At 36.1% G+C, this 23553-nt stretch carries 21 protein-coding genes; 8 read left to right on the top strand and 13 right to left on the bottom strand.

Features of this window, described 5'->3' with window-relative positions; all coding sequences use genetic code 11:
- Positions 1–90 precede the first annotated feature (90 nt).
- On the top strand, positions 91–477 hold the full coding sequence (locus R2Q77_RS04015) for an acyl-CoA thioesterase (RefSeq protein ID WP_316802416.1): 387 nt from the start codon (positions 91–93) through the stop codon (positions 475–477).
- A 62-nt stretch (positions 478–539) separates the two neighbouring features.
- Entirely contained in the window at positions 540–1214 is a 675-nt protein-coding gene (locus R2Q77_RS04010; RefSeq protein ID WP_316802415.1) for a class I SAM-dependent methyltransferase, read from the top strand.
- Here R2Q77_RS04010 and R2Q77_RS04005 read toward each other — a convergent pair.
- Genes R2Q77_RS04005 through R2Q77_RS03995 form a run of 3 tightly spaced genes read right to left on the bottom strand, consistent with a single transcriptional unit; the run spans position 1211 to position 3181 of the window.
- Positions 1211–2020 carry a phosphatidate cytidylyltransferase gene (locus R2Q77_RS04005; RefSeq protein WP_316802414.1) on the bottom strand — a complete coding sequence of 270 codons (810 nt, stop codon included), beginning with the start codon at positions 2018–2020 and terminating at the stop codon, positions 1211–1213. The two genes, R2Q77_RS04010 and R2Q77_RS04005, sit on opposite strands and share 4 nt — an antisense overlap.
- A 47-nt stretch (positions 2021–2067) precedes the next feature.
- Positions 2068–2274 (bottom strand): putative signal transducing protein, encoded by a 207-nt coding sequence (locus R2Q77_RS04000; RefSeq protein WP_316802413.1) that lies wholly within the window; start codon positions 2272–2274, stop codon positions 2068–2070.
- A complete protein-coding gene (locus R2Q77_RS03995) occupies positions 2255–3181 on the bottom strand; it encodes a CPBP family intramembrane glutamic endopeptidase (RefSeq protein WP_316802412.1) in 927 nt (308 codons plus the stop codon). Before R2Q77_RS03995 ends, R2Q77_RS04000 begins: the two co-directional genes overlap by 20 nt.
- A gap of 43 nt (positions 3182–3224) precedes the next feature.
- On the opposite strand from R2Q77_RS03995, the gene dusB reads away from it, so the two are divergent.
- Both dusB and apaG read left to right on the top strand, forming a co-directional pair.
- Positions 3225–4232, top strand: coding sequence for a tRNA dihydrouridine synthase DusB (dusB, locus tag R2Q77_RS03990; RefSeq protein ID WP_316802411.1), 1008 nt, complete (start codon positions 3225–3227; stop codon positions 4230–4232).
- 37 nt (positions 4233–4269) lie between these two features.
- Entirely contained in the window at positions 4270–4656 is a 387-nt protein-coding gene (gene apaG / locus R2Q77_RS03985; RefSeq protein ID WP_316802410.1) for a Co2+/Mg2+ efflux protein ApaG, read from the top strand.
- A 73-nt stretch (positions 4657–4729) separates the two neighbouring features.
- Here the strand turns inward: apaG and R2Q77_RS03980 are convergent, their stop codons facing one another.
- The gene (locus tag R2Q77_RS03980) at positions 4730–5425 is read right to left on the bottom strand and encodes a zinc metallopeptidase (protein ID WP_316802409.1); all 696 of its coding nucleotides are present in this window, start codon (positions 5423–5425) and stop codon (positions 4730–4732) included.
- 83 nt (positions 5426–5508) lie between these two features.
- On the opposite strand from R2Q77_RS03980, the gene R2Q77_RS03975 reads away from it, so the two are divergent.
- The gene (locus tag R2Q77_RS03975) at positions 5509–6645 is read left to right on the top strand and encodes an FAD-binding oxidoreductase (protein WP_316802408.1); all 1137 of its coding nucleotides are present in this window, start codon (positions 5509–5511) and stop codon (positions 6643–6645) included.
- Between the two features lie 7 nt (positions 6646–6652).
- Here R2Q77_RS03975 and purU read toward each other — a convergent pair whose 3' ends face one another.
- Entirely contained in the window at positions 6653–7492 is an 840-nt protein-coding gene (gene purU / locus R2Q77_RS03970; RefSeq protein ID WP_316802407.1) for a formyltetrahydrofolate deformylase, read from the bottom strand.
- 116 nt (positions 7493–7608) lie between these two features.
- Between purU and rmuC the strand changes: the two genes are divergently transcribed.
- A complete protein-coding gene (gene rmuC, locus R2Q77_RS03965) occupies positions 7609–8982 on the top strand; it encodes a DNA recombination protein RmuC (RefSeq protein ID WP_316802406.1) in 1374 nt (457 codons plus the stop codon).
- On the opposite strand, the gene R2Q77_RS03960 is transcribed toward rmuC, so the two are convergent.
- From R2Q77_RS03960 to nadA, 4 genes are all read right to left on the bottom strand, one after another.
- Positions 8979–9665, bottom strand: a complete 687-nt coding sequence (locus tag R2Q77_RS03960) for a GNAT family N-acetyltransferase (protein ID WP_316802405.1) — start codon at positions 9663–9665, stop codon at positions 8979–8981. The two genes, rmuC and R2Q77_RS03960, sit on opposite strands and share 4 nt — an antisense overlap.
- Positions 9666–9763: 98 nt before the next feature.
- A complete protein-coding gene (gene thiL / locus R2Q77_RS03955; protein WP_316802404.1) occupies positions 9764–10804 on the bottom strand; it encodes a thiamine-phosphate kinase in 1041 nt (346 codons plus the stop codon).
- Positions 10805–10911: 107 nt separating this feature from the next.
- Positions 10912–12156 carry a dicarboxylate/amino acid:cation symporter gene (locus R2Q77_RS03950; protein ID WP_316802403.1) on the bottom strand — a complete coding sequence of 415 codons (1245 nt, stop codon included), beginning with the start codon at positions 12154–12156 and terminating at the stop codon, positions 10912–10914.
- Positions 12157–12219: 63 nt separating this feature from the next.
- Positions 12220–13212, bottom strand: a complete 993-nt coding sequence (gene nadA / locus R2Q77_RS03945) for a quinolinate synthase NadA (protein WP_316802402.1) — start codon at positions 13210–13212, stop codon at positions 12220–12222.
- A gap of 456 nt (positions 13213–13668) precedes the next feature.
- On the opposite strand from nadA, the gene nadB reads away from it, so the two are divergent.
- Both nadB and R2Q77_RS03935 read left to right on the top strand, forming a co-directional pair.
- Positions 13669–15255, top strand: a complete 1587-nt coding sequence (gene nadB, locus R2Q77_RS03940; protein WP_316802401.1) for an L-aspartate oxidase — start codon at positions 13669–13671, stop codon at positions 15253–15255.
- A gap of 250 nt (positions 15256–15505) precedes the next feature.
- The gene (locus tag R2Q77_RS03935) at positions 15506–16021 is read left to right on the top strand and encodes a gamma carbonic anhydrase family protein (RefSeq protein ID WP_316802400.1); all 516 of its coding nucleotides are present in this window, start codon (positions 15506–15508) and stop codon (positions 16019–16021) included.
- Between the two features lie 6 nt (positions 16022–16027).
- On the opposite strand, the gene R2Q77_RS03930 is transcribed toward R2Q77_RS03935, so the two are convergent.
- The 4 genes from R2Q77_RS03930 to R2Q77_RS03915 all read right to left on the bottom strand — a co-directional run bounded on the left by R2Q77_RS03930 (position 16028) and on the right by R2Q77_RS03915 (position 22553).
- Positions 16028–17671 (bottom strand): Ig-like domain-containing protein, encoded by a 1644-nt coding sequence (locus R2Q77_RS03930; RefSeq protein WP_316802399.1) that lies wholly within the window; start codon positions 17669–17671, stop codon positions 16028–16030.
- A gap of 122 nt (positions 17672–17793) precedes the next feature.
- Positions 17794–19656 (bottom strand): tRNA uridine-5-carboxymethylaminomethyl(34) synthesis enzyme MnmG, encoded by a 1863-nt coding sequence (mnmG, locus tag R2Q77_RS03925; RefSeq protein ID WP_316802398.1) that lies wholly within the window; start codon positions 19654–19656, stop codon positions 17794–17796.
- 123 nt (positions 19657–19779) lie between these two features.
- A complete protein-coding gene (locus R2Q77_RS03920; protein WP_316802397.1) occupies positions 19780–21639 on the bottom strand; it encodes an ABC-F family ATP-binding cassette domain-containing protein in 1860 nt (619 codons plus the stop codon).
- Positions 21640–21923: 284 nt separating this feature from the next.
- Entirely contained in the window at positions 21924–22553 is a 630-nt protein-coding gene (locus R2Q77_RS03915) for a GIN domain-containing protein (RefSeq protein WP_316802396.1), read from the bottom strand.
- Positions 22554–23553 lie beyond the last annotated feature (1000 nt).

Below are 23553 nucleotides of genomic sequence, written 5' to 3'. Positions count from 1 at the left end.
CTTAACTTTGCGAAAATAAAGTAATTTTTGCCACGGAAATACAGCAGCGTTTGTTTTCCGTGGCTACGTTTATCAGATAATATTTATATAATGACATTAGAAGAAAGAATTGCAACCTCAAAAACCAGCATTTTTAAAGCGGTATTTCCAAATACAACCAATCATTACGATACACTTTTTGGTGGTACAGCCATGCACATGATGGATGAAGTTGCTTTTATAACGGCTACCCGTTTCAGCCGACAGATTATGGTAACCGTGAGTAGCGACAGAATAGACTTTAAAAAATCAATCCCGGCAGGAACCATTGTTGAGCTTATTGGCCAGGTAACCAAGGTTGGCAACACCAGTTTAAAAGTTAATGTAGAAATTTACATTGAACAGATGTATGCCGAGGGAAGGGAGCTTGCCGTACATGGCGATTTTACCTTTGTTGCCATTGATGAGCATAAAAAACCCGTTCAGGTGATTAAATAAAAATATCGTAAGTTTTAACTGAAATGATGTAAAATATCTGGCACTTTAAAATTGTAATTTGCATGATGGAAAATAAACATTCAGAAGATGATTTAAAAGAAGTTGCTGCACAATTAAGTTGTCCGAAAGGCGAAAAAGGCTTAAAAACTGCTGCAATGATGAACGTGAGCAATATAGGCATGACCAAAAGCGCCATTTCTGCAATGGTACTTCAAAATGGAAACCAGGTTTTGGAGATAGGCCCTGGCAATGCCAGCCACTTGGAATATCTGCTTCAGCAAGCTCATAATGTTGGGTATACTGGTGCAGATATTTCTGCTTTAATGATTGAAGAAGCTTCTAAAATTAACGCCGGGTTTATTGAAAATAAAAAAGCAAAATTTGTTTTAACAGAAACTGAAGTGCTTCCATTTGTTTCCGCTGGTTTCGATCAGGTTTTTACGGTAAACACCATTTATTTCTGGAAAAATCCCGAGCAGTTTTTAAATGAAATAAACCGTATTTTAAAGCCTAAGGGTATATTCACGGTATGCTTTGCTGATCAAACTTTTATGGAAACCTTACCATTTACCTCCTACGGGTTTCAGCTCTATAGTGATCATTCTGCAGCTGCTTTGCTTAAAAAAGCAAACTTCAGCATTGAAAAAGTAGCCTCCTTTACCGAAAATATCTCCAACAATATCGGGCAATCTGTTATTAGAAAGTACTATGTAATTAGGGCTATTAAAAAAGATTAATAAAGGATTAAATACAAATAAGCATAAACAACCGGGGCAGCAAGCAATAACCCGTCAAAGCGGTCAAGCAAACCACCATGTCCTGGTAATAAACCTCCGCTATCCTTAGTATCCAAACTTCTTTTAAGCATCGATTCTACCAAATCGCCAAGGGTACCAAAGCTTGAAATTAAAACGGCCATTCCGGCCCAAACCCATGGCTGGCTCTCTGTAAAAACAAACGACAGGCCAACGGCTACTAAAACGGAAGTAAACATTCCGCCGAAAAAGCCTTCCCAACTTTTTTTAGGTGAGTGGCGTTCAAATAATTTCCGTTTACCATATTTTACCCCAAAAAGGTATGCACCAGTATCGTTAGCCCATAACATTAATAAAAAGGCAAGGGGTAAATGAAAATTATAGGTGTTCCATTCTTTTAAAAAGCCTAAGGCGTGGAAAAAACAAAAAGGAATGGTTACATATACAAAACCAACGAAAGTGTAGGAGATGTTTGCAAACGGAATTTTGTTCTTTTTATATAATTCGCTTATAAAAACCGAAAAAATTAGCGGAATACACAGCAAAAGATACTTTACATCATACTTTAAATAATGCAAGCCTGCAGCCATTAAAAAAATAAGCGCCCCGGCAATTAAGCCAATATTTCGGTGTGGCCTTATGCCTGAGTTTTTTATCAGTTTATAAAATTCGAATAGCGATAAAATACTTAGAACAAGATAAAATATAGAAAAGGTATAGGAGCCTAAAAAGATAGAGCCCAACATCACAATGGTAAAAAAGAAAGCGGTTATTGCACGGGTTTTCATTTTGAAAAAGCTAAAATTGAATTAAAATATGAAAAATACGATCCCTGCTATTCTATTTCGTTTTGTACAATGTATTCAATCGCCTTATCAAAATCAAGCTGACTGACCATTACATTAACTTCACCAAAATTATAGGCAGCCAGTTGTTTACTAATGGTTACCGCCGGTATTCCGGCCTCGGTTAAACCTTGTTTTAATACTTCTGCCGCAAAGGCATCGCCTGTTGTATATACTTTAACCCAGTTTTCGTTCACGTTGTGCTATATCTTTAAAAAATTTAAACAAAGCTATGGTAATTATTGCACTAATTACATAACCATACCAGGGAAAACCAATTGGCTCATCGGCTTTATTGAGTGGAATATTATGTTTTTGCATATAAAAGGCCGCACAAACAGCATAAGCATTATTTATAAAATGAGCTGTAATGGCATACCAGATGTTGCCGCTGTAATAATATAAGTAGCCAAAACCTGCACCTAAAAGCATTCTTGGAATGAACCCATAAAACTGTACATGGATGGCACTAAATATAATTGCAGAAATCCAGATGGCCGCATGTGGATTACCAAACATTCTGTTTAGCGATCGCTGTAAGCCACCTCTAAACATTAATTCTTCGCCAATTGCGGGTAAAACAGCAATCATCACCAGGTTTACTAAAAAATCGAAATTATTTCTGGCGGTAATTAATTGAATGGTCATTTGCATGGCTGCATCTTCTTTTTCTTTCATCCAGCGTTCAATTCCTTTAAAAAACGTTGGTAAAACCATTTTTTGATTGCTCACCGCAATCCATTCCATAAACGGCATGCTCACAATCATAACTGCCAAAACAATAATGAGCAATAAAAATTTCGGCTTAACAAAACCGTAAAATGAGCTTAATTTTTTCCTTTCGTTAAGTGCAAGAATTACTGGTGGTAAAATAAATGTACCTATGGTGCTTAAAACCTGAATGATTTTTATTCCATCAATATACCGGGGATCTCCTGAAACTAAAAAGTTGATTTTTTCAAAAGAAAATATTCCGTACATCGCGCAGACTATCACCAAACCTATAAAAGAAAAGATCAGGGCGCCCGCAATCGCGTAAGCTAAAAGTAAAAGAATCTGAAAGAAAGGGTTGATTTCCTCCTGTTTAGGTGTTACAAAATTCATTATTTGTACCTTTGTATGTTTTATTAAAGTTTGAAGATAGAAAATGTCCGTTAAGATAGGAAATATAGATTTAGGTGAGTTCCCATTATTATTAGCTCCAATGGAGGATGTTAGCGATCCGCCGTTCCGTTTTGTATGTAAACAAAATGGTGCTGACATGATGTATACGGAGTTTATTTCATCTGAAGGACTCATTCGTGACGCAGCGAAAAGCCGTCAGAAACTCGATATTTTTGAATATGAACGTCCAATAGGCATTCAAATTTTTGGTGGCGATATTGAACACATGCGTGAAGCTTCAGAAATCGCGTCGCAGGCAGGGCCCGATCTTGTTGATATTAATTACGGTTGTCCGGTAAAAAATGTGGTTTGCAAAGGTGCCGGATCAAGCTTATTACAAGACATTGATAAAATGGTAAAAATGACTGAAGCTGTTGTAAAGGCGACTCATTTACCTGTTACCGTTAAAACGCGTTTAGGTTGGGATGATAATACCAAAAATGTTTATGAAGTTGCCGAAAGACTACAGGATGTTGGAATACAGGCGCTTACCATCCATGGGCGTACACGAGCCCAGCTTTATAAAGGCAGTGCCGATTGGTCTTTAATCAGAGAAATTAAACGTAATCCGCGCATTAAAATTCCAATTTTTGGAAACGGAGACGTTGATAGTCCGGAAAAGGCCGCCAACTGGCGCATGGAGTATGAGATAGACGGAATTATGATTGGTCGCGCCGCCATTGGCTATCCATGGATTTTTCGCGAGATAAAACACTTCTTTAAAACCGGCGAGCATTTGGCAGGACCAACCATTGAAGAAAGAATTTCGGTTTGTCGTACGCACCTGGATAAATCGCTGGAGTGGAAAGGACCTAAAACAGGTATTTTTGAAATGCGCCGCCATTATGCAAACTACTTTAAAGGTTTACCTGATTTTAAACCCTTCAGAATGCGTTTGGTTGCAGAGCCAGATGTAAATAATATTTATAGCATTTTAGACGAAGTGGCAGAAAAATTTGCCAACTACGACCCAACAATTGTACTGGCTTGATTTTTGAAAAGCTTTTTGTACATTCGTATAAATCATCATGGTTACAGCAATTACAGATGGAGTAAAAGTTTCAGTAGAAACCATTTACCAGCCAGAATATTCAAATCCGGCTAATGAACATTTTATGTTCGCTTATCGCATAGAAATTTCCAATCTTTCAGATTATCCGGTACAGCTTATGCGCCGTCAATGGTTTATTTTTGATTCAAACAGCAGCCGCAGAGAGGTAGAGGGAGAAGGCGTTGTGGGTATTCAGCCGGTTATAAATCCTGGCGAAACCCATGTATATGTATCGGGCTGCAATTTAAAAACCGATATGGGCAGCATGCAGGGAAAATACCTGATGAAACGCCTGGTAGATGAAGCAGAGTTTGAAGTTGATATTCCGGAGTTTACTTTAATTGCGCCTTATAAGTTAAATTAATAAAAGATAATCGTATAAAAAAAGCGGATCAGAAATATTTCTGATCCGCTTTTTGCTTTTATAGATATTATTATTAATCTCTGCTTCTTCCAAAAAGCATTGATGCATAGTAAAGTAAATTGGCTAAGGCACCCACGGCAGCAACCACATAAGTCATGGCAGCCCACCACAAAGCATCCTTTGCCTGCACATTTTCCTCCTGGGTTTGCATAACTCCATTATTATTTTTTAACCAGATCAAAGCTCTGTTGCTGGCATCAAATTCTACGGGTAAAGTAACAATACTAAATACAGTAACTAAAAATAATCCAACTACACCAATTGCTAAAACAATTGGCGTAACAGAAAATACCAACAGCATTACGCCAATTAATAAAACCCATTGCAATAAATTAGAAGAGATGCTCACTATTGGCACCATATTGCTTCTTAAATAAAGCCAGCTGTAAGATTTGGCATGTTGCACCGCATGGCCACACTCGTGCGCTGCCACAGCAGCCGCTGCAACGCTACGGCTATAATATACGTCTGTACTTAAATTTACGGTTCTATCGGATGGATTGTAATGATCTGTTAACTGTCCTTCAGTACTCATTACCCTCACATCGTATATTCCATTGTCGTGCAGCATTCGCTCTGCCACTTCCTTACCCGATAACCCAGAGCTAAGTTGCATTTCAGCGTATTTAGAGAACTTATTCCTAAACCGCCATTGTACAAACATGCTGAGCAATAATACCGGGATTATTAATGTTAAATAAAATCCCATTTTCTTGTGTATGTTTTTCAAGATGACATATATCAAAAAGCGTTCCCATATTAATTTCATTTTAAATTATACTACATTTAAGTATGAATATTGAGCAATCTTATTGGGAAAAATCATCATTCTTTAATTATGATTTCATTATTATCGGGAGTGGAATTGTTGGCCTAAATGCGGCCATTAATCTCAAGAAATATATTCCTAAAGCGAATATTTGTATTTTGGAAAGGGGTTTTTTACCTGCCGGTGCCAGCACAAAAAATGCCGGTTTTGCATGTTTTGGGAGTATTTCTGAACTGATAGACCAGGAGAGTATTTGTGGAACTGATGAGCTTTGTTTTCTGATTGAAAAAAGATGGAAAGGCTTGTTAAAATTGCGCCACTTGCTGGGCGATGAAAGAATTGATTACCAATGTTTAGGCGGCTACGAATTATTTAAAAATAATGAAGAACAGCTGGCTAATCTCAGTGTATCTAAAATTGAACATTTTAATTCTTTAATTAAAGATATAGCGGGCAGTAATGCCTTTACATTACAAAATAAGAAGATTAAAGATTTTGGTTTTAAAAACATAGAAAATCTGATTGCTAATCAATACGAAGCGCAAATTGATACAGGAAAAATGATGTTTACCCTATTGCAATATGCACAGGCACAAGGCATATTTATCTTTAATAATTGTACCGTAAATAAAATAGAAGAGGAAAATAACAGTATAAGTTTATTAACTGATGACGGACCTTTTAAGTGTAAAAAAGTTATCGTGACCACAAATGCCTTCACGCAAAACCTTTTGCCGGGATTAGACATTACACCGGGCCGTGGCCAGGTTTTGATCACCAAGCCTGTAAAGGATCTTAAAATAAGGGGTACTTTTCATTATGACCGGGGATATTTCTATTTCAGAAATATCAATGACCGCATTTTACTGGGCGGTGGCCGAAATTTAGATTTTGAGGTGGAAACAACCAATTCATTCGGGCAAACGCCTTTAATTCAGTATGCTTTAGAAAACCTTTTGGCGGAGGTGATTTTACCTGGGGTAACTTTTGAAATAGATCAGCGTTGGAGCGGCATTATGGCTTTTGGAAAACAATTAAAGCCTATTATTAAAGAAGTTAAACCAAATATTTTTTGTGCTGCCCGATGTAATGGAATGGGTATAGCAATGGGAGCTCAAACCGGCGAGGACATCGCCCAATTATTAACCGATAGTTTCTAAATATTTTTTATTTAAAAACTATGGTTTTATTTCCGCTTACAAATACCCGGTTTTCAAAAATTAGATTGAGGGCTTCCAATAGAACGGCTTTTTCTATTTCCTTGCCCGACCGAACCATTTCTTTTACACCAAAAGTATGATCTACGTGTGTGGTATGCTGGGCTACAATTGGTCCTTCGTCCAGGTTATTGGTTACAAAATGAGCAGTAGCACCAATAATTTTTACACCCCTTTCAAAAGCTTGTTTGTACGGATTTGCACCTATAAAAGCAGGTAAGAAAGAGTGATGGATATTGATAATTTTCCCTTCGTAGTCCTTAACAAAATCAGCAGAAAGGATGCGCATAAACTTTGCCAGTACAATATAATCTACATCAAACTGCTTTATGGTTGCTTTTATCTCAGATTCGAATTGCACTTTATCTTTGCCTTCATGAGAAATGTAATAATAAGGGATTCCCAGTTTTTCTGTAAAATCTCTAAGCGACTCGTAATTTCCAATCACGCATTTTACATTGGCTCCAAGTGTTTTAAATTGATTTTTAATGAGTATTTCCGCTAAACAATGGTATTCTTTAGTGACCAAAACAGCTATATTTTTCTCTTGTTGCGTAATCAAGGTTACCTGGGCAGAATTTGGCAAGTTTTCCAATAGTTTTTCTTCCAGTTTATAAGGTTCCGTCAATTCTCCTGTACATGCAATACGCGTAAAAAAGGTTTTGTGCTGTTCATCAACAAACTCTCTCATGGCAATAATGTTGAGTTGATGGCTGGCGAGCACCCGGGTAATATTGGTTACCAAACCCACCTGATCCGGACACTGGATAAGAATTGTTAATTCGTTCATCTTTAAAATACAAAGCTCAATTATAAATATTTTTTTAACTAAACGAAGCATATCTTAACTAAAAATTTTTGGTATATCTGTTTTAAATTTTCATTTTTGCTAAAATTTTTATCATTATGGAAATCGCTGGTATTGCTTTACTAATTATAATTTTAATTGTTTTAGTACTTCTTTTGCTTAAAAAACCGCAATCAAATCCCGAAATAATTTCTGTTGCAGATCTCGAAAAGTTAAAATCTGAACAGGAGCATTTAAAAATTGCTTTGGCTAAAGCGGATGAACGTGTGCATGGTTTATCCTTAGAAAAAGAAAACATTACAGCGCTTCTAAAAGAAGAACAACAACGTTTGATAGATGAGTTACAAGCCGAACGTGATCGTTTAGCTGATGCCAACCGGGAACTCGAAAGTACACGGTCTTTTTATCTGGCAGAAAAAGAAAAATTAGCTGAACAAAAAAACAGCATGCAACAATCGCAGGAAAAATTAAATAAAGACTTTGAACTGATTGCAAATAAAATACTGGAAGAAAAATCAACAAAATTTGTTGAACAGAACAGAACCAATCTCGATTTGATTTTAAACCCTTTAAAAGAGAATATTAAAGCTTTTGAAGATAAAGTTGAAAAGGTTTATAAGGCCGAATCTGATGAAAGAAACATGCTGAAAGGTGTAATTTCAGAGTTGCAGATTCAAAGTAAACTTATTCAGGAAGATGCCAATAATTTAACCAAAGCCTTGAAGGGAGACAGCAAAAAACAAGGAAACTGGGGTGAAGTTATTTTAGAAAAGGTTTTAGAACGCTCGGGACTGGTAAAAGACCAGGAATACCGGATACAAGCCAGTTTAGCTTCTGCCGACGGAGGCCGATTACAGCCGGATGTAGTTATAGATTTGCCAGATGAAAAACACATTGTTGTTGATGCTAAGGTATCTTTGGTTGCTTATGAACGATCTGTATCAGCCGAGACAGAAGAAGAGCGTGAGGGCTACGTAAAACAGCATTTGACTTCCATTAAAAACCATATTCAGGAACTTTCTGCCAAAAATTATCATGATCTATACCAGATCAATTCTCCTGATTTTGTTTTATTGTTTGTGCCGATAGAATCCTCATTCAGTGTTGCCGTTCAAAAAGATGCAGAACTCTTTAATTTTGCCTGGGACAGGAAGGTTGTAATTGTTAGTCCTTCTACCTTGCTGGCTACCTTGCGCACCATTGCAAGTATGTGGAAACAAGAACGTCAAAACCGGAATGTAATGGAAATTGCCCGCCTGAGCGGTAGCATGTACGATAAGTTTGTTGGTTTTATTACCGACATGGAAAATATTGGCCGTTATGTTAAACAAAGTCAGGACGCTTATGATAAGGCACTAAACAAACTTTCTGTCGGATCAGGTAATTTAACCAATACCTCAGAGAAAATTAAAAAATTAGGTGCAAAAGCAACCAAGCAAATTGATATTAAATATTTAGATGGCGAAGTTTAATTTTCCTCCTTTATTAAATTCCAGAAACTTATTTTTCTCCGGGTTGTAAAACCGAGTTTTTCATACAGTTTTATGGCGCCTGTATTGGTTTCAGCAACATGTAAATAAGGTAATTTTCCTGCTACAAAAATTTCATTTGCAGTAAAAGCAACTAATTGTTTCGCATAACCTTTTCCGGTAAAATCAGGATGGGTAACCACAGCGCTTATCTCGCTATACGCATTCATTTTCATCCTTTCACCTGTAACTGCTATAAGTTTATGATCTTTATAAATACCATAATAATTACCAAGTTGTGGTGTTTTTTCTTTAAAATAACCAGGTTGAACTAAATTTACCAGCTCAATTAAATCATGCTTTCTATCCGCATTAAGTTCAACAATTTCTTCAGTAACTTCAATTTTAATATTATCCTGAAGCACCATTTGGTTACATACTAACTCTTTATTCAATATTAAATTTTCACTGAAATTAGGTTTTTTGCCAACTACATAAAAGTTTGCCGTTTCTTTTGCATACTCCTCAATAAAATCAGAAGTATTTTCATCATTTATAAATCCTCCAAAAGGACAATAATCTGGATGGTAAAACTTAATATTCCCATAATTTAAGGCAAATTTCTGATGTGCTTCTGTTAATGAAAACCAAACCGGGTTGTCTAATTTTTCTTCTTCTTTAGTCATACAGCTAATAACGAATGGTCACAATTTTTCAAAAAAAGATCTGCGAAAAAGTATTTACCTTATCGCAGATCCATTTAAATTCAATATAAATTCTCTAATTATTTATTAAAGGCATTCCAGCCCTGTGCTTTTAATTCGTGTACATTATTAGATTTTGAAACCATTTTGCAACCAGAATTTTTATCCGTAACATGTCCAATTACTGTAATATCCACATCGTGTTTCAATTTTTTATAATCTTCCTGGCTAATGGTAAATAACAATTCATAGTCTTCACCACCACTTAATGCACAAACTGTAGGATCAATGCCCAGTTCTCTTGCTGTTTCATAAGTCATTGGATCTAATGGAATTTTTTCTTCGTAAATGGTAATGCCTTTATCACTTTCGGTAGCTAAATGCAAAATTTCCGAGGCCAGTCCATCAGAAACATCAATCATAGAAGTTGGTTTTATACCTAAATCATCCAACAAAGCAACAATATCCATTCTGGCTTCAGGTTTCAATTGTCTTTCTATAATATAATCTTTTCCTTCAAGATCAGGCTGAATTTGAGGGTTTTCCAGGTAAATTAATTTTTCACGTTCTAAAATTTGAAGGCCGATATAGGCGCCCCCTAAATCACCTGAAACGCAAAGCAGATCATTTTCCTGCGCACCATTTCTGTACACAACTTTATCCGCATCGGCGTAACCAATACTGGTTATGCTAATCACTAAACCTTGTTTACTTGAAGATGTATCACCACCAATTAAATCAATATTAAACTTATTACAAGCCAATTCAATTCCTTTATAAATTTCTTCAACAGCCTCTAAAGGAAATTTACTTGATAAACCAATAGAAACAGTAATCTGGCTCGCCGTGCCATTCATTGCATAAATATCGCTCAAGTTTACCTGTACAGCTTTGTAACCCAGGTGCATTAAAGGCACATAGGCCAAATCGAAATGAATTCCTTCCAGTAATAAATCAGTTGAAATTAAGGTTTGCTTGCCTTTCGAATCCAAAACGGCTGCATCATCTCCAATTCCTTTTACTGAGTAATCATTTTTAATTTTAAAATTAGTGGTCAGGTGTTTAATTAAACCAAACTCTCCTAATTCATTTATATCTGTGCGTTCTTTATTTTCAAACATATTCTTTTGTACTATAGGGCAAGCCCTGATTTTAATTTTTATAATTGTCAATACGAGAAAAATAATCTGTAAAAGATTACTTCAACTCACCACAGCTTAATCATTTTTTAAGCTTTAAACTCAGTAGATTTATTCAACATCCAATTTTTTCCTTCTGTAAATCTGGCAATTAACATAGCCGCAACATTATCGCCAGTTGCGTTTAAAAGGGTAGCCATTGGATCAACCAAAGTACCAATAATCATCGCGGGTGGTAAAGCTTCTGGCGGCAACTGGTAGGCAGAAATCATCAGCAATTCTCCAATGTAACCACCATTCGGAATTCCACCTTCTACAATACTAACCAAAACCGTAATCCCTAAAGCGATCATAATGGTATCAACATGAACTAAATCTTTACCAAAAATGGCAAAAACCACTGCAATTTTTATGATAGAACTGATACTCGATCCATCTTTATGCAAGGTAGATCCCAACGGAATAGTCACATTCGCAATATAAGCCGGTACCCCCATCTTAACTGCACCATCCAAATTAGCAGGTATAGTAGCAATGCTGCTACAAGTTCCGACTGAAGTTAAAGAGGGTACAATATTATTTTTCCAGAATATTTTTATTGCTTTGAAACCACCTGATATAAAGGCATATATAGTAAAAAAAACGATAAAATAAAATGCACCAACGCCGTAATATAAACCTAATGCTTTTGCATAAGTACCAAATAACTGAGGGCCGAAAACACCAACCTGATAAGCAAAATAAGCACCCAAACCAACTGGACCCAGCTTCATAATCAGTATAATTAGCTTTTTCATTACCTCGTTTCCTGAAGATAAAAACTTTTTAAAAGCTTCACCTTCCTCGCCGGCATAAAGCGTAGAGAAACCGATTAAAACAGAAAAAATAATTAGCGCCAGCATATTTTTTCTGCTGCCAATTTCAAAAAATTCTCCTACGGTTAAAAGCTGAGTCATTTGCTCGCCTACGGATTGAATTTTTTCAGTTTCTGCAGGTAAAGAAGCCGATGACAATTGTTGATGGATTGGGAAAATCCAGGTGGCAACGATGGTTAAAAATGCTGATATTAAGATGGTTGATAAAAAAACCATCACCATAATCATCATCAGTTTTCCCAACTTTTTTGAGCGGTCTATATTTGCAATGGCCGAGGAAACGGCAAAAAATACCAAAGGAATAACAGCTGTAAACAACAGATTTAAAAATATATCACCTAAGGGTTTTATGGTTTCAATCTTTTTTCCAAAAATTAAACCTGCTATACTTCCGGCAATTATACCTGCCAAAAGCCATAGTAAGCCCGAATAATTTTTAAGGATGTTGTTTTTTTTCATATTTTCTCTTTTTCTTCCTTACGAAGCACAAAAAAATAATTTACTCCGCTACAAGGGCATCAGCTACAATCCCAGTTCAGCTGAAATATCCAGCATTCTTTGAATCGGTTTACGCGACAGTTCTATAATGTGTTCTGGTACAGTCACTTCCGGTAATCCGTTTTTTATACATAAATACAATTTTTCGAGTGTATTTCTTTTCATGTAAGGACAATCGTTACATGCACAACTGTTGTTTGGGGGCGCAGGAATGAAAGTTTTTGTCGGATTTGCCTTCTCCATCTGGTGAATAATTCCACTTTCGGTTGCTACAATAAATTCAGTAGCCGGATCATTGATGGTATATTTAAGCAAACCTGTTGTAGAACCAATGTAATCAGCCATTTTTAAAACTACTTCCTCACATTCCGGATGCGCAATAAATTTAGCTTTTGGATGACGTTCTTTAAGTTTCGTAATTTTCTCCTGCGAAAAAATTTCATGGACCATACAGGCACCATTCCAAAGTACCAGGTCTCTTCCAGTCTTTTTTGCTACGTAAGCGCCTAAATTCCGGTCTGGACCAAAAATAATTTTCTGGTCTTTAGGTAAACTTTCTACAATCTGTACCGCGTTGGTACTGGTACAAACAATGTCACTTAAAGCTTTTAATTCGGCCGTACAATTTACGTAGGTAATCACCAGGTGATCCGGATATTTTTCTTTAAATTTTTTAAATAGGTGCGGAGGACAGCTGTCGGCCAGCGAACATCCGGCTTTAACATCAGGCAATAAAACCTTTTTACCCGGCGATAAAATCTTAGCAGTTTCTGCCATAAAGTGCACACCAGCAAACACAATCACGTCTGCATCTGTTTTAGCAGCTTCCTGCGATAGACCTAAACTATCACCTATGTAATCCGCAATATCCTGTATATCAGGTTCTTGATAATAATGAGCTAATATAATCGCATTTTTTTCTTTTTTCAGTTTTTCAATTTCTGCAAAAAGATCAAGCGTTGGATCAATTTCTTCTTCTACAAATCCCTTGATATTTATTTCTGCTAAGGTATCCATGTTCATTTTAAAAATATTTCTTCTATTGATTTTGAAGCTGGCTCAAAGATAGGAGTTTCCACAGCTCAATAATTAATAAGTATTTTAATTAAATAAATCTTTAATGTTTATTAGTGTGTTAGTTTTGTTGGCAAGTTTCAAAAAAAAGTTCTTTTATATAAGTTGTTAATTGTTTACTAACATTCAGATGATATTTATTTAATATTATAAATCTGATTTACAGCTATATTGAAAAACTGCATAAAAATTGTCAATACTTAAATGTTAATTGTTTATAACCTACCAAAAAGTTAATTACTTCAACAAAAGTGCTTATAAATTGGTGAAAAGATTGTGGCAAATTGTCTTTTTAGTTTAGCTTTAAACATTCAAATTTAGTTGTTAGAATAATTTAGACATAAAGTTAACATTATTAACACAGTTGTTAACATCGTGTATAATTAAAGGTTTTTATTGATGAGAAAAGTAGATTTCCTGGTAATTGGTTCAGGTATAGCGGGTTTAAGTTTTGCGCTCAAAGCTGCAAAGTTTGGTAAGGTTTTAATTGTTACCAAGTCTAATGAAGACGAATCTAACACAAAATATGCCCAGGGTGGTGTGGCTGTAGTGGTGGATAAAGATGATTCTTTTGAAAAACATATCGAGGATACCTTGATTGCGGGTGATGGTTTGTGCGATGAAAAAATTGTGGAAATTGTTGTAAAAGAGGGACCTAAGCGGATCCAGGAGATCATAGACTATGGTATAAATTTCGATAAAGACAATTCTGGTTTTTATGATTTAGCTAAAGAGGGCGGGCATTCTGAACACCGTGTTTTACACTATAAAGACATCACCGGATACGAGATTGAGCGGGTGTTATTAAAGGAAATTCATGAGAATCCGAACATAGAGATATTAACACATTACTTTGCACTGGAGTTAATTACCCAGCACCACCTGGGTGAGTTTGTTGATAAACGCACTGAAGATATTAACTGTTATGGCATATATGCCTTTAACACAGAGCTTAACGATGTGGAAAAGATTTTGGCAAATGTGACTATCATGGCTTCTGGTGGAGCCGGACACGTATATTCTGCCACTACAAATCCGATTATTGCAACGGGTGATGGAATGGCAATGGTTTATCGTGCGAAAGGAAAAGTTAGAAATATGGAATTTATTCAGTTCCATCCAACGGCTTTGCACCATCCCGGAGAGTATCCTTCGTTCTTAATTTCTGAAGCAGTTCGTGGTTTTGGCGGGGTGTTACGCCGTAGAAATGGGGAAGAATTTATGCAGGAGTACGATGAAAGAAAATCGCTGGCACCAAGAGATATTGTTGCAAGGGCGGTGGATGCTGAAATGAAGAAGTCTGGCGATGATTTTGTTTATTTAGACATTACCATGCGCAGCAAAGCAGACATATTAAAACACTTTCCAAATATATATGCAAAGTGTTTATCTATAGGTATTGATATGACTAAGGATTTTATTCCGGTTACGCCAGCTTCACATTATATGTGTGGAGGTGTGCTTGTGGATGAATACGGGCGGTCTTCTATTAAAAATTTATATGCTTGTGGCGAGTGTTCTTCAACAGGTTTACATGGAGCTAATCGACTGGCATCTAATTCCTTATTAGAAGCAACCGTTTTCGCACACCGTATTTTTCAGGATGCAATTGAACATTTTAAAAATAATATAATACCCGATAACATACCTGAGTGGAATGCGCACGGTGTTACGCAGAGTAATGAAGATATTTTAGTAACGCATAACCTCCGCGAAACACAAAAAATTATGAGTGATTATGTAGGAATTGTGCGATCGGATTTCAGACTTGAAAGGGCACACCGCCGTTTGTTTTTGCTTTACCAGGAAACAGAAGAATTTTATAAGATGAATAAAGTTTCTGTTAAGCTTTGCGAATTGAGAAATGTAATCCAAGTGGCTTATTTAGTGATTAAATCGGCAATACAGCGTAAAGAAAGCAGGGGTTTGCATTATACTACAGATTACCCGAAACACGCTAATGAGCTAATAGATACAGTATTTTAAATAAATTATTAAACTGAGTTCGATTATTATTGATTTCTTTTAACATCCTTTGTTCTACATTTCTTTATGCGATCGTCATTGTGAAGCTGGGCTTGAGCGAGCTGAAGCAATCTATTTTGCAGGAAAGATTACTTTGTCGGCTGAAAAAACCTTCTCGCAAGGACGCAGGCTCGAAAAAGGAGAATTAATTATCGAACTCAAGTTAGTAGAAAAAAACCCGAAATAGTTCGGGTGACGTAATTTTAAACATATGCCTTTAATACTTCCGGTAAAGGGAAAGAATCCTGAAATAGGAAAAGATAATTTTATTGCAGAGAATGCCACCATTGTAGGCGATGTTGTAATAGGAAACAATTGTTCGGTTTGGTTTAATACAGTGATTAGAGGCGATGTAAATGCCATTACCATTGGAAATGAATCAAATATACAGGACGGCGCAGTAATTCATGCTACGTACTTAAAAGCGTCTACGCACATCGGTAATCGAGTGTCAGTAGGGCATAATGCAATCGTACACGGTTGTACAGTAGAGGATAACGTTTTAATTGGTATGGGTGCTATTGTAATGGATCATGCCATCATAGAATCGTATTGTATAATTGCCGCTGGATCAGTAGTACTCGAAAATACAATTTGCGAAACAGGTTATTTATATGCTGGAACACCCGCAAAAAAAATAAAGCCCATTACGGAAGCGCAAAGGACTTTATTAAATAAGTTACCAGATAATTATATTATGTATTCGGGTTGGTTTACCAATCCTTAAATCAGTTTATAGGGTAGGGGGATTGGGTATAACCAATTTCTCTTCTCTTTCCCAGTTTGCTCGTAGCGACATTTCTGTTGGCGAGTACCATATTTTTTCAGGTTGAATAGCATTTTTTACATTTCCCGTGTCCCATATACCATTTTTATTATCATCGTAAACAACCCTAACCATGTATTTGGCAGCTGGATAGTTGGCAAAAATTATTGTCGAGTTTTTAGTAATAACCGTAGATTTAATCGGGACTTTTTTCTCATTAATAAATTCAACAATATAGCTTTTTGTTGTATCCGGGACCTCTATTTTTAATGATAAAGTGCCATAACTGTCGGCTGTTTCCAGCTTAAAGGATTTCTTAAATTCTTTATTTTTCGCACTAAAAATGCCTGTAAAAGTGCCTGCTCCAAAAGTAAGTTCGTAACTTCTTTTTTGCTTCCATGGATATTTTACATAATATTTTAAAAAGTCGGTGCTATCTTTTACCAGTTCAAAATTTGTTCGTTTAACCGAATCTTCCAAAAGCGTAACTTTTGAAGCATCTGTTGCTGTAATTGGAAGACCGAAGGTTAGGGTAAAAGATTGAAAAGGATTTAATTTACTGCCGCTTAAGTTATCTGAAGCAATAACATCCCTGGTATAAGTATCTCTTTTTGCCCTTGTAAAATTAACCGTTTGTAAAACTTTACCCTGATCCTGAATGGCCACTTTTACCGAATCAAAGCCTAAATCATTAAGCCAAACTTTGGCAGTATCATTGGTTTTGTTGAAGAAAACTTTTTTACCTACATCAACTGCAGGTGGATCCATTATTGTTATTTTTGGGCTTTTTAATTGCTGATTAAAGGTTAATATAATACTTCCATCATTATTTAATTTCCGCTCAAGCACTCTAAATTCAGGAGCAAGTTCCTTAAATGTTTCCAGGTTAACATTTTCTATGTTTTTCTCTAATGTCAATGGTTCTTTCTGAAAGCCAATTTCATCAGAAATTTGTTGGTATATTTTATCGCCACCGCCGCTGGCTTCTTTTAATGCATAAATCTTGTATTTGCCTTTTCGTAAATTATTCAATTTATAATTTCCAGAGCTATCTGTTAAAGTATAAATGGAAGGGCGCTTCTTTCCAAATAAAGTATCCCTTTCAAGTGGAAAGATAAATACAGTTACATCTTTTTCAGCTTCGGCAGTTAATGCACTTGTAACTTTTCCGCTGATGCTTAAAGAATCAATAGTAGGGCCGGTAGAAAATACATAAGATAAATTTTTTACTACATTATTTTCATTAACATCGGCAATGGCTTTACCAAAATTTAAAGTATAGGTTGTATTTTTTTCTAAAGAATCCTGCAAAGTAATTTCCAACCTTTTTTGCCGCTTTTTTAAGAGTGGTGCTTTTTCCTGATCTGGAGAAATTGAGAATTCCTTATATTCATCTTTAATATTAAAATATTCATCAAATTCAATTACAATTTTTTTCTCCTTAAAATTCAGCGTTTGATTTTTTGGAGTCATGCTCAAAATTTTTGGAGGTGTTGTGTCTTTTGGTCCGCCTTGTGGCGTTTGAATACTCGCACAAGCAGAAAGTAGGAGCAGGGTGAGTACAACCACAAAATTAACAGGGCTAAAATACTGGTGTCTTAAATTTGGCATCTTTTAAACGTTCTGCTTAATTTTTATTGTTTTTTGAATTGTATGATTAAAAAATATTTTTTTTCGTTTATATCGCTTTATTTTAAGTCAATATAAATAATATCTAAAGTATTGATAATCAATTACTTATTAATATAAACCATTAAAACTGAAATATCAGAAGGTGAAACACCCGAAATTCGGGACGCCTGGCCTAAAGTGCGTGGTTTTATTTTAAATAATTTTTCACGCGCCTCTTTTGAAATGGAAACAATTTTATTATAGTCAAAATCAGGATTGATTTCTTTGTCTTCCATTTTCATCATTTTCTCTACAATTTCATTTTCCTTTTCAAAGTAGCTTTCATATTTAATTTTTATTTCAGCCTGCTCAATAGTTTCTTTGTCTAAGTCGGCAGTTTTATCGGCAAGTGGTTTGCTCACTTTAATTAAATCCAAAAGGCCAACCTGCGGACGACTTACTAAACTATGTAATTTTACATTTTGATTGAGCGCACTCGATCCTACACTTTCAAGCATCGGATTTGCATCTGCCATTTCAATTCCCTGCGTTCTGGTAAATTTAACCAAAGCGTCGGCATTAGCAATTTTCTGATTTACTTTTTCTAAACGTTCATCGCTAATCAACCCTAATTCATGGCCAATAGGAGAGAGGCGAATATCTGCATTATCTTGTCTTAGTAATAACCTATGTTCGGCACGTGAAGTAAACATGCGATACGGTTCTTCCGTACCTTTAGTTACTAAGTCATCAATTAATACACCAATATAACTTTCTGATCTTTTCATTATCAGCTCATGTTTATCGGTTATTTTTTGATGCGCATTTATACCCGCCATGAAACCCTGGCATGCCGCTTCTTCGTAACCCGTAGTTCCGTTAATTTGTCCGGCTAAAAATAAATTAGTAATTAATTTAGTTTCGAGTGTTAATGATAACTGGGTAGGTGGGAAGAAATCGTATTCAATAGCATAACCTGGTCTGAACATTTTTGCTTGTTCAAATCCTGGTATTTGTCTTAACGCTTTAAATTGTACATCCTCTGGCAAAGAAGTAGAAAAACCATTTACATAAATTTCACAAGTATCCCATCCTTCTGGTTCAACAAAAATTTGATGCCTGTCTCGCTCTGCAAAACGATTAATTTTATCTTCGATAGACGGGCAGTACCTTGGGCCTAAACCTTTAATACGGCCTGTAAACATTGGTGATTTTTCGAAGCCTTCTTTTAAAGTTTCATGCACTTCACTGTTGGTATAAGTAATCCAACAGCAACGCTGGTCGGTTGGTAATTGGGTTTCGGTAAATGAAAATTTACCCCTGTCCTGATCGCCCCATTGTTCTTCCATTTTGGAATAATCTAAACTTCTGCCATCAACGCGGGGAGGGGTTCCGGTTTTCATTCGGCCAGCTTCCATTCCCAGTTCTACCAGTTGTTCGGTAATGCCTGTTGATGATCTTTCTGCGGTACGACCTCCTCCGAATTTCTTTTCACCGATGTGTATTATACCATTTAAAAAAGTTCCATTAGTAAGTACAACTGCCTTGCTTTCTATTTCAATACCCAGAGAAGTTTTAACACCATATACGGTGTTATTTTTTACCAATAGGCCTACAACGCTATCTTGCCATAAATCTAAATTTGGCGTCCTTTCTAAGGTTAATCGCCATTCTTCAGCAAAGCGCATCCTGTCAATCTGTGCCCTTGGGCTCCACATGGCGGGGCCTTTGGATTGATTAAGCATTCTGAACTGAATGGTTGTTTTATCAGAGATAATACCTGAGTAGCCACCTAAAGCATCAATTTCACGAACAATTTGACCTTTAGCCACGCCGCCCATAGCAGGGTTACAGCTCATTTGGGCAATAGTGCCCATGTTCATCGTAATGAGTAGAACAGATGAGCCCAGGTTTGCAGCAGCAGCAGCAGCTTCGCAGCCCGCGTGCCCTGCACCAACAACTATTAAATCGTATTTTGAAAACATTTTATTTTAATTCCTTAATTGTTCCACGTGGAACAATTTGTTTTTATGTTAATCTATACTCGAAAAATTCTAATGTTCCACGTGAAACATAAACGTAAAAACAGTTTTAGAATTGTTCTTTTTTTATTCTGAAAGCTCCATCCAACGCAAAGTATATTCATCAAGTTCGGCTTTTAAAGAATCGATTTCTTTTGTCACTTCCTGAATTTTAATATAATCTGTCGCGTCTATTTTAATTAAACTTTGAGTTAATACGGCAATCTTTTCCTCTGTTGAAGTCATTGCTTTTTCACTATCTTCTAATTCTTTTTGTTCCTTAAAACTTAATTTTCTTGCAGCCGTAACCGGAACTTCAGAAGTAGGGGCAGAGGTTTTTTTTGTTTCAACTTTAACCTTTGGCTGATCTAAGCTTATCCTATATTCAGAGTAATTCCCATTATAAATTTTAACTACGCCTTCGCCTTCCATGATGAAAAGCTGATCACTCATTTTATCAAGCAGGTACCTGTCGTGAGAAACCAACATCAAAACACCCGGGAAGTTTTCTAAAAATTCTTCCAAAACGTTTAGGGTATCAATGTCCAAATCGTTGGTCGGTTCATCTAAAATTAAGAAGTTTGGGTTCTGCATTAATACCTTCATCAGGTGTAAACGTTTCTTTTCACCTCCGCTTAATTTCTCCACCATGCCATGTTGTTTCTTTGGCGGAAAAAGAAAAAGCGTTAATAATTGCGAAGCAGTGATGATTGAACCGTCGGCCATTTTAATGTATTCGGCATCTGATTTTACAATATCAATTACTCTTTCTTTTGGATCGAAAGATAAACCGCCTTGCTTATAATATCCAAAAACAGTCGTTTCACCAGTTTCTACTTTCCCACCTTCGGGTACTAAATGACTTGTGATGATGTTTAATAATGTAGATTTTCCCGTTCCGTTTTTACCAGCTAAACCAATTCTGTCTGCTTTCTTAAATGTATAACTGAAATCGTTTATAATGTTACGGCCATCGAAGGATTGTTTAACATGATCCAGCTCAATAATCTTCCCGCCTTGGCGAGACATCTTAACTTTTAGTGTAATACTCTGATTATCAGTCTTTTTCTTTGATTTTTCCTCTAAGTCATAGAAAGCGTCAATCCTGGCCTGAGATTTAGTAGCACGAGCCTGTGGCATCCTGCGCATCCACTCTAATTCTTTCTTTAATAGCTGTTGGTTCTTATGTAAAACCGTTGCATCTGATGCTTCTCTCTCGGCTTTCTTTTCTAAGAAGTAAGCGTAGTTTCCGTTATAATTATAAATCTTACCACGATCTAACTCTACAATGGTATTGCAAACATTATCTAAAAAGTAGCGATCGTGCGTAACCAGTAAGATTGTTTTTTGTCCGGTGGTTAATAGTTTTTCCAGCCACTCAATCGTATCAATATCTAAATGGTTAGTAGGCTCATCTAAAACTAAAATTTCCGGGTCTTCGATTAAAAGTTTAGCTAGGGCTAATCGTTTCTTCTGACCACCCGATAGGGTAGAAATTTTTTGCTGTAAACGAGTAATGCCCATTCTACTTAAAATGGTTTTAATCTCATGCTCATATTCCCAGGCATTATGTTCACTCAATTCCTCGTATAAACGGTTAAGTGTTCTTTCGTCGGGATTAGGGTTTTCAATTAATTCCTCGTATTCTTTTATTAATTGTTGCTGTTTGTTATCTAAAGAGAAGATAAAATCACTGATAGAATCGCCTTCATTGAACTGGGGATCCTGATCTAAAAAACCAATTTTAACTGCTTTATTTTTTACAATTTTGCCCTCGAGGGGTGGGAATCTTTCCGCAAGTAATTTTAATAATGTACTCTTACCCGCACCATTAATACCAACAAGCGCAACGCGTTGTCCGGAATTAATACCCAGGGTTAAATTTTTAAATAGCCATTCGTCATGATAACCATGACCCAAGCCTTCTGCCGCAATTAAAGTGCTCAAAGTGTTTCGGATTTTTATAAAAGAAAATTATTGCAAAAGTAAGTATAAAATATTAGGATATAGAAACCCGGAAAAAGCTTATTACAAATCAACTACTTATATTGAAGTAATAATTGCATCATAATCGATTAAATCGGAACGATTTCTCAAAAATCGATCTTAATCTTGTTGTATTAGCTCAATTTTGAATATGAATTGGCTTTAAAAAAAGAAACAGCTGGAGGAATCGCTCCTCCGCTGTTTGATCATTAACTAAAACTAAACTTTATCTTTGATGTGACGGATTAGAATAAAGATTCTAATAAATCAACTTTTAAATCTTCGTAACGAGAAGCGGTATAAGTATGTACGGCTGCTGTGCTTACATTGCTGTCGGCTGCTGAAAAGTCGTTCATATTTAATTTAGCAATTGTGCCTAACACAGCGGTGTAACTTTCAGTAGTTCCGCTCAATTTTAAAGAGGCTCCGTTATTCACAATTGTATTTAAGTTTACCGTATTTGTATTGATATCTGCGCTTGCTAAATCGTTTAGTGAAACTTTTAGGTTTAATAAATTAAAGCTACCACTGGTACTCACACTTGAGTTGTTTGATGCTTCTATTGAAGAGATGTTATTTACATGCGCAATTACGGTAAGCGTTTCTTTATTGAAAGAACTAATGCGAAGCTCGCCATCTTGTTGTTGAACTAAAGCATTTTTGGTGTAATAGCTGTCATAAACCTGAACACTTTCTTTAGCATCCTGAACTAAGATTAATTTTACATTTCCACTAATGTTAATTTTGGTAATGTTTTTAACCGAAGTAATGTTGGTGTAGTTTGAATTGTTTTCAGTGGCTTTAACGGTTGTTGCTGAAGTTAAAACGATTGCGGTTAAAGCTGTTGCGAATAATGTTTTGATAGAAGTTTTCATAACTGTATATTTTTAATTTTTTAAATCTTTTTGTTGTTGTTTTGAATATAAGACGTGGGTTGTTGGGAAACGTTTCACGTGATTTGGCTGTATTATACCAGCGTGAGTTAATTATAGACGAACGCCAGTAATTATTAGACGAACGGGAGGAGAAATTTTGAATTGTAAAGATGTTTTGAAGTTTTATTCAGTGATTTTTGGTAAAGGAAGTAGAATTTTTCTATTGAGATAATGTATTTATCCGCTGGCCGCGGGGGCTGTTTTCTTTTTGACAGCAAAAAGAAACAAAAAACTGCCGGCTCGCAATCTTTCTTTTAAAGTTATTGGTGAGGCTTTCTCAGTGCGAGCCGAAACATTGACCATGCCGGTTTAAAGCTGAACGAAGAAGTCGTGCTTTGGCCTTGCTGGGTGGTCATGCTAAACCAGCTTTAATTTTCTACTGCTTTAACCCAAGCACGCCACCGGCATAGCAGCATTTCGTAGGAGAGCATATTAGAATTCTTGAATAAACTTTAATGTTTCTAATAACCAAGGGAATATGCAGCGGGCGTTGGGAGGTGAAAAGGCCTAAGCCTCATATTGCCGCGATCGGAATTCTGATGCTGCTATTCAAGAAAGGGTGCAAGCCTTGACTTTTGGGTACCTTTTTGTTAAGAAAAAGGTACGAAGCCTGTCTGGCTAAGACAATTATTCCGCTGGCCGCGGGGGCTGTTTTCTTTTTGACAGCAAAAAGAAACAAAAACTGCCGGCTTGCAATCTTTCTTTTAAAGTTATTGGTGAGCTTTTTCAGTACCAGCCGAAACATTGACCATGCCGGTTTAAAAGCTGAACGGAGAAATAGTAGTTAGGCCTTGTTGGGTGTTAATTGCAATTGTACATCATGCTGAACTAACTTTAAATTCTCTATTGTTTTAACCTAAGCACTTCTCCGGCATAGCAGCATTTCGCAGAAAAGCACATTAGAATTCTTGTATTCCCTTTCATACTTTGAATAGCCAAG

Origin of the sequence: Pedobacter nototheniae, from assembly GCF_032678625.1 — a bacterium.
GTDB lineage: Bacteria > Bacteroidota > Bacteroidia > Sphingobacteriales > Sphingobacteriaceae > Pedobacter > Pedobacter nototheniae_A.
The sequence above is the reverse complement of the archived record's forward strand: the minus strand, read 5'-3'. Positions and strand labels throughout refer to the sequence as shown.

Bases quoted from the DNA above. Each gene is read 5' to 3' on its own strand.
- R2Q77_RS04015 (WP_316802416.1), top strand. From the start codon at position 91: ATGACATTAGAAGAAAGAATTGCAACCTCAAAAACCAGCATTTTTAAA.
- R2Q77_RS04010 (WP_316802415.1), top strand. From the start codon at position 540: ATGATGGAAAATAAACATTCAGAAGATGATTTAAAAGAAGTTGCTGCA.
- R2Q77_RS04005 (WP_316802414.1), bottom strand. From the start codon at position 2,020: ATGAAAACCCGTGCAATAACCGCTTTCTTTTTTACCATTGTGATGTTG.
- R2Q77_RS03995 (WP_316802412.1), bottom strand. From the start codon at position 3,181: ATGAATTTTGTAACACCTAAACAGGAGGAAATCAACCCTTTCTTTCAG.
- dusB (WP_316802411.1), top strand. From the start codon at position 3,225: ATGTCCGTTAAGATAGGAAATATAGATTTAGGTGAGTTCCCATTATTA.
- apaG (WP_316802410.1), top strand. From the start codon at position 4,270: ATGGTTACAGCAATTACAGATGGAGTAAAAGTTTCAGTAGAAACCATT.
- R2Q77_RS03980 (WP_316802409.1), bottom strand. From the start codon at position 5,425: ATGGGATTTTATTTAACATTAATAATCCCGGTATTATTGCTCAGCATG.
- R2Q77_RS03975 (WP_316802408.1), top strand. From the start codon at position 5,509: ATGAATATTGAGCAATCTTATTGGGAAAAATCATCATTCTTTAATTAT.
- purU (WP_316802407.1), bottom strand. From the start codon at position 7,492: ATGAACGAATTAACAATTCTTATCCAGTGTCCGGATCAGGTGGGTTTG.
- rmuC (WP_316802406.1), top strand. From the start codon at position 7,609: ATGGAAATCGCTGGTATTGCTTTACTAATTATAATTTTAATTGTTTTA.
- R2Q77_RS03960 (WP_316802405.1), bottom strand. From the start codon at position 9,665: ATGACTAAAGAAGAAGAAAAATTAGACAACCCGGTTTGGTTTTCATTA.
- thiL (WP_316802404.1), bottom strand. From the start codon at position 10,804: ATGTTTGAAAATAAAGAACGCACAGATATAAATGAATTAGGAGAGTTT.
- R2Q77_RS03950 (WP_316802403.1), bottom strand. From the start codon at position 12,156: ATGAAAAAAAACAACATCCTTAAAAATTATTCGGGCTTACTATGGCTT.
- nadA (WP_316802402.1), bottom strand. From the start codon at position 13,212: ATGGATACCTTAGCAGAAATAAATATCAAGGGATTTGTAGAAGAAGAA.
- nadB (WP_316802401.1), top strand. From the start codon at position 13,669: ATGAGAAAAGTAGATTTCCTGGTAATTGGTTCAGGTATAGCGGGTTTA.
- R2Q77_RS03935 (WP_316802400.1), top strand. From the start codon at position 15,506: ATGCCTTTAATACTTCCGGTAAAGGGAAAGAATCCTGAAATAGGAAAA.
- R2Q77_RS03930 (WP_316802399.1), bottom strand. From the start codon at position 17,671: ATGCCAAATTTAAGACACCAGTATTTTAGCCCTGTTAATTTTGTGGTT.
- mnmG (WP_316802398.1), bottom strand. From the start codon at position 19,656: ATGTTTTCAAAATACGATTTAATAGTTGTTGGTGCAGGGCACGCGGGC.
- R2Q77_RS03915 (WP_316802396.1), bottom strand. From the start codon at position 22,553: ATGAAAACTTCTATCAAAACATTATTCGCAACAGCTTTAACCGCAATC.